General features: G+C 73.5%; 5 protein-coding genes and 1 pseudogene. 1 reads left to right on the forward strand and 5 read right to left on the reverse strand.

Annotated elements, in window-relative coordinates; all coding sequences use genetic code 11:
• Window positions 1–34: 34 nt before the first annotated feature.
• The 3 genes from ACOV8S_RS07970 to ACOV8S_RS07980 all read right to left on the reverse strand — a co-directional run bounded on the left by ACOV8S_RS07970 (window position 35) and on the right by ACOV8S_RS07980 (window position 2,855).
• A complete protein-coding gene (locus tag ACOV8S_RS07970) occupies window positions 35–982 on the reverse strand; it encodes an ABC transporter ATP-binding protein (RefSeq protein ID WP_448316957.1) in 948 nt (315 codons plus the stop codon).
• Between the two features lie 114 nt (window positions 983–1,096).
• Window positions 1,097–1,489: an SCO5389 family protein gene (locus ACOV8S_RS07975; protein ID WP_448316959.1), complete on the reverse strand. Its 393-nt coding sequence runs from the start codon at window positions 1,487–1,489 to the stop codon at window positions 1,097–1,099.
• Between the two features lie 124 nt (window positions 1,490–1,613).
• On the reverse strand, window positions 1,614–2,855 hold the full coding sequence (locus ACOV8S_RS07980) for a serine hydrolase domain-containing protein (protein ID WP_448316960.1): 1,242 nt from the start codon (window positions 2,853–2,855) through the stop codon (window positions 1,614–1,616).
• A 116-nt stretch (window positions 2,856–2,971) separates the two neighbouring features.
• Between ACOV8S_RS07980 and ACOV8S_RS07985 the strand changes: the two genes are divergently transcribed.
• Complete coding sequence (locus tag ACOV8S_RS07985; RefSeq protein ID WP_448316962.1) at window positions 2,972–3,406, forward strand: TIGR03618 family F420-dependent PPOX class oxidoreductase; 435 nt, start codon at window positions 2,972–2,974, stop codon at window positions 3,404–3,406.
• A gap of 99 nt (window positions 3,407–3,505) precedes the next feature.
• Here the strand turns inward: ACOV8S_RS07985 and ACOV8S_RS07990 are convergent, their stop codons facing one another.
• On the reverse strand, window positions 3,506–4,114 hold the full coding sequence (locus tag ACOV8S_RS07990; RefSeq protein WP_448316963.1) for a histidine phosphatase family protein: 609 nt from the start codon (window positions 4,112–4,114) through the stop codon (window positions 3,506–3,508).
• A 12-nt stretch (window positions 4,115–4,126) separates the two neighbouring features.
• A pseudogene (locus ACOV8S_RS07995) lies at window positions 4,127–4,360 on the reverse strand (6-phosphogluconate dehydrogenase); the annotation flags it as partial.

Raw genomic sequence — 4,360 nt, forward strand, 5'->3', positions numbered from 1 at the left:
GGGCATCGGGTCGCTGGTCATGGCGCGGTCTCCGTCAGGTGGTGGTGAGGTCGAGGAAGGCGTCGTCCAGCGTGGCGTCGGTGACCCGCAGCTGGTGGGCGGTGACGCGCCGCCGGACGAGCAGCTGGACGACGGCGTTCACGGTGTCGTCGGTGCCCGCGAGGGTCAGCCGGCCGCCCTTGTCCTCCATCGACGCCAGCCCGGGGAGGGCGGCCAGTTCGGCCTCGTCCAGCCGCTCGGAGGGGGTGAAGGAGATGTGGGTGGCCCCGGCCGCCCTGCCGATCAGCCCCCGCGGGGTGTCCAGCGCGGTGATCCGGCCGCCGTCGACGATGGCGATCCGGTCGCACAGCCGCTGGGCCTCCTCCATGAAGTGGGTGACCAGCAGGACCGTCACGCCACGGGCCCGGACGTCGTCGATCAGATCCCAGGTGTCGCGGCGGGCGCGCGGGTCCAGGCCGGTCGTCAGCTCGTCCAGCACCACGATGCGGGGGTTGCCGATGAGGGCGAGCGCGATGAACAGGCGCTGCTTCTGACCACCGCTCAGCTTGGCGAAACGGGTGTCCAGGCGCTCATACAGGCCCAGCCGTTCGGCCAGCTCGTAGCCGTCGGCGGGAGCCGGGTACAGGGCTGAGTACAGCTCGAGCGCCTCACGGACGGTCAGCTTCGGCTGCAGCTCGCTCTCCTGGAGCTGGGCGCCGAGCAGCCGCGTGACCTGCTCGCGGTCGGCGACCGGGTCGAGCCCCGCCACTCTGATCCGGCCGGCGTCGGCGACCCGCAGGCCCTCGACGCACTCGACGGTGGTCGTCTTGCCGGCGCCGTTGGGGCCCAGGATGCCGAAGATCTCGCCCTCCTCGACGGCGAAGGAAACCCCGTCGACGACGGCCCGGCCGCCGTAGGACTTCCGCAGCCCCTCGACCTCGACGACCGCCGGCCTGCCGCCGGCCGTGGCCGGCGTCGTCCTCTTCGTGCTCGTCGTTGACATGCGCAAAGCGTCCCGTGAGGGGGCCCGCCGCCACATCGCCCGTCCGGTCCGGACCCGCATCGACCGATCGGTTGATGCGGGCCTACGACCGGACGGCCCCCGCGGGCCGCTGACTCAGCAGTCGCGCAGGTCGGGGGACTGGTTGAGGAGCTGGGCACGGGGGGAGGTGAAGCGCGTGTGACGCTCCCCGCCCACGTCCCGCGGCCGGAACGCGGCCACCCGGTGGCAGTTCTGGAAGGCCAGTGCCACGCCGAAGTGGCGCTCCAGTGTTCCGCGGATGGCGTCGCTCGCCAGGGCCCGCAGCAGCTGGCCGCGCTCGCGCTCGGACGGCGGCGGCGTGGTGTTGTCGGCGAACTCCGCGGACCCTTCGCGCAGTTCGCCGGCGAGCCGGGCGATCAGCTCGTAGGCGTAGGGCAGCGAGGTGCGCACGGTGGCGAGGAAGTCCTCCTCGCGGACCTCGCCGCGTTCGGCGTCGGCGAGCAGGGTGGGGGAGACGTCGAGAGACATGAGGAAGTCCTGTCTGTGGGATCCGGGCAGCATGAACCGGGCGTGCCGGGTCGCGGCCCGCCCTTACTGAAAATGAATGTCATGTAGAGGGGGTGCAGGTCAACCCGCCGCGCCCGGCGGCCCCTCATCCCAGGACGGATGCGTGCACCAGCCGCCGGATCTCCGGGAACAGCAGCCGCGAGCGCCGGGGCCGCAGCTGGGTCATGAACTGCACGGTCAGGTCCTGGACGGGATCCACCCAGAAGACGGTGGTCGCCACGCCCTTCCAGCCGTAGGTCCCGCGCGAGGACGGGGACTGGGTGCGCGAGGGGTCCACCACCACCGAGAAGCCCAGACCGAACCCCACCCCGGTGTTGGCCGGCTCGTCGTGGACGGGGGCGCCGAAGCTCCGGATGTCCGCGCCCTCGGGCAGGTGGTTGCGGGTCATCAGGTCCACCGTCGCCGGCCGCAGCAGCCGCACCCCGTCGAGCTCCCCGCGCCGCCGGAGCATCTCCATGAAGCGGTGGTAGTCCCCGGCGCTCGCCACCAGCCCGCCGCTGCCGGACAGGAAGTGCGGCCGCTCCCGCACCGGGGTGCCCGGGACTACCTCGAGCGCCCCGTCGTCCCCGTCCCCGTACAGCTCGGCCAGCCGGCCCGCCTGCTCCGCGCCGATCCGGAACCCGCTGTCGGTCATCCGCAGCGGCCCCAGCACCCGCTCGCCCACGAACTCGTCCAGCGGGCGCCCCGAGACCACCTCGATCACCCGGCCCAGCACGTTGGTCGCCACCGAGTAGTTCCAGCCGCTGCCGGGATCGAACTGGAGGGGGAGCCGGGCGTACGCGTCGCAGGTCTGCGCGAGGTCCGCGCCCGGCAGGACCGAGGCGTGCAGGCCCGCCTCCCGGTAGAGGGCGTCCACCGGGTGGGCATGGTGGAAGGCGAACGTCAGACCGGCCGTGTGCGAGAGGAGATGGCGGATCAGGAGCGGCCCCCGCGCAGGGCGCGTCCGCATCCCGGCGCCCTCGCCCGCCACATGGACCCGCGGGTCCGAGAAGGCCGGCAGGTGGCGCTCGAGCGGGTGGTCGAGCGACAGCAGACCGTCCTCCACCAGCAGCATCGCCGCCACCGAGGTGACCGGCTTGGTCATCGAGTAGATCCGCCAGAGGGTGTCCGGCTCCACCGGCAGTCCCGCGGCGAGGTCGCGGCAGCCGTAGGTGGTCAGGCGGGCCACCCGGCCGTCCCGGGCCACCGACAGGAGGTAGCCCGGCAGGCTCCCGGTGTCGACGTGCCGGGCCAGCAGGCGGTCCAGTTCGTCCAGGCGGGCGGCGTCCAGGCCCGCCTCGCCCGGGTCGATCTCCTGGCGCAGCACCGTCCTCGCGGTCGCCGTCATGGTCCTGACCCTCCGTCCACGTTGCGCGAGCGGCTCGGAGATACCCCGTTCGGCGCAATTCCAGACCTGACCGGTGCGTCCGGGAACACCCCGGTCCAGGGGGACGTTCCGCCGGTATGAGTGAAGAAGCCCTGCTCGCCCTGCTCTCCGAGGCCGCCGGCGGAGTGCTGGTGACCCTCAAGGCCGACGGGCGGCCGCAGTTGTCCAACGTCAACCACGCCTACTACCCCGAGGAGCGCCTGCTGCGGATCTCGGTCACGGACGACCGGGCCAAGACCCGCAACCTGCGCCGCGACCCGCGCGCCTCCTACCACGTGACCAGTGCCGACCGCTGGGCCTACACCGTGGCGGAGGGCGCCGCGGAGCTGAGCCCGGTGGCCGCGGACCCCGCCGACGCGACGGTGGAGGAGCTGATACGGCTCTACCGGGACGTCGCCGGGGAGCACCCGGACTGGGACGACTACCGGGCGGCGATGGTTCGCGAGCGCCGCCTGGTGCTGCGGCTGCGCGTGGAGCGCGTGTACGGGATGCCCAAGGGCGCCGCGGGATGACGCTCCGGGCGCCGGTTCGGGGCGAGGCCCGGGCCGGCTCCCTGCGGTCCCGCGCCACCGGGCCGGCCCTCCAGAGCTTCGCGTCACCGGGCCGACCCTTCAGAGCTCCGCACCACCGGGCCGTGCGTTCCACACGGACACGACCGGGCGGCCGTGCTCGGTGGACAGGCGGCTGACGGTTCCGGTGAAGATCTGGAACAGCCGACCGTCGGTCGCCGCGAGCCCCAGCCGCCGTGCCGTCAGGACGCGCAGGTAGTGGCCGTGGGCCACCAGCAGCACGTCGCCCTCGTCCGCCCGCAGCAGCGGCTCGACGCGCGCCAGCACCCGGTCGGCCCGCGCGCCGACCTCCTCGGGCAGCTCTCCGGGCTGTCCGTCCGCCGACGACGGGCAGCCGTCGTCCCAGATGTTCCAGCCGGGCCGCTCCTGGCGGATCTCCTCCGTCATCAGTCCCTCGTAGGCCCCGTACTCCCATTCGCGCAGGTCGGCATCGGTCCGGGCGCCGGTGAGGCCGGCCAGACGGGCGGTGGTGACCGCGCGCAGCCGGGGACTGGTCAGCACCGCCGCCAGTCTCCGTCCGGCGAGCAGCGGTGCCACCGCCCGCGCCTCCTCCTCACCGTGCGCGGTGAGCGGCAGGTCGGTGCGGCTGGTGTGGCGGCGCGCCGCGCTCCACGTCGTCTCGCCGTGCCGCAGCAGCAGAAGATCACCCACGGTCCGCCCCGTCTACCGCGCCGCCGAGGGACCGGCCGCCTCGACCGCGTGGCCGCCGAACTGGTTGCGCAGGGCGGCGATCATCTTCATCTGCGGGGAGTCCTCCTGGCGGGAGGCGAAGCGGGCGAAGAGGGAGGCGGTGATGGCGGGCAGCGGGACGGCGTTGTCGATGGCCGCCTCGACCGTCCAGCGGCCCTCGCCGGAGTCCTGGGCGAAGCCGCGCAGCTTGTCCAGGTGCTCGTCCTC

The organism is Streptomyces sp. CO7 (assembly GCF_053474865.1).

What these genes read in the sequence shown, in the direction of transcription:
- ACOV8S_RS07970 (WP_448316957.1), bottom strand. Translation starts at nt 982, where the DNA reads ATGTCAACGACGAGCACGAAGAGGACGACGCCGGCCACGGCCGGCGGC.
- ACOV8S_RS07975 (WP_448316959.1), bottom strand. Translation starts at nt 1,489, where the DNA reads ATGTCTCTCGACGTCTCCCCCACCCTGCTCGCCGACGCCGAACGCGGC.
- ACOV8S_RS07980 (WP_448316960.1), bottom strand. Translation starts at nt 2,855, where the DNA reads ATGACGGCGACCGCGAGGACGGTGCTGCGCCAGGAGATCGACCCGGGC.
- ACOV8S_RS07985 (WP_448316962.1), top strand. Translation starts at nt 2,972, where the DNA reads ATGAGTGAAGAAGCCCTGCTCGCCCTGCTCTCCGAGGCCGCCGGCGGA.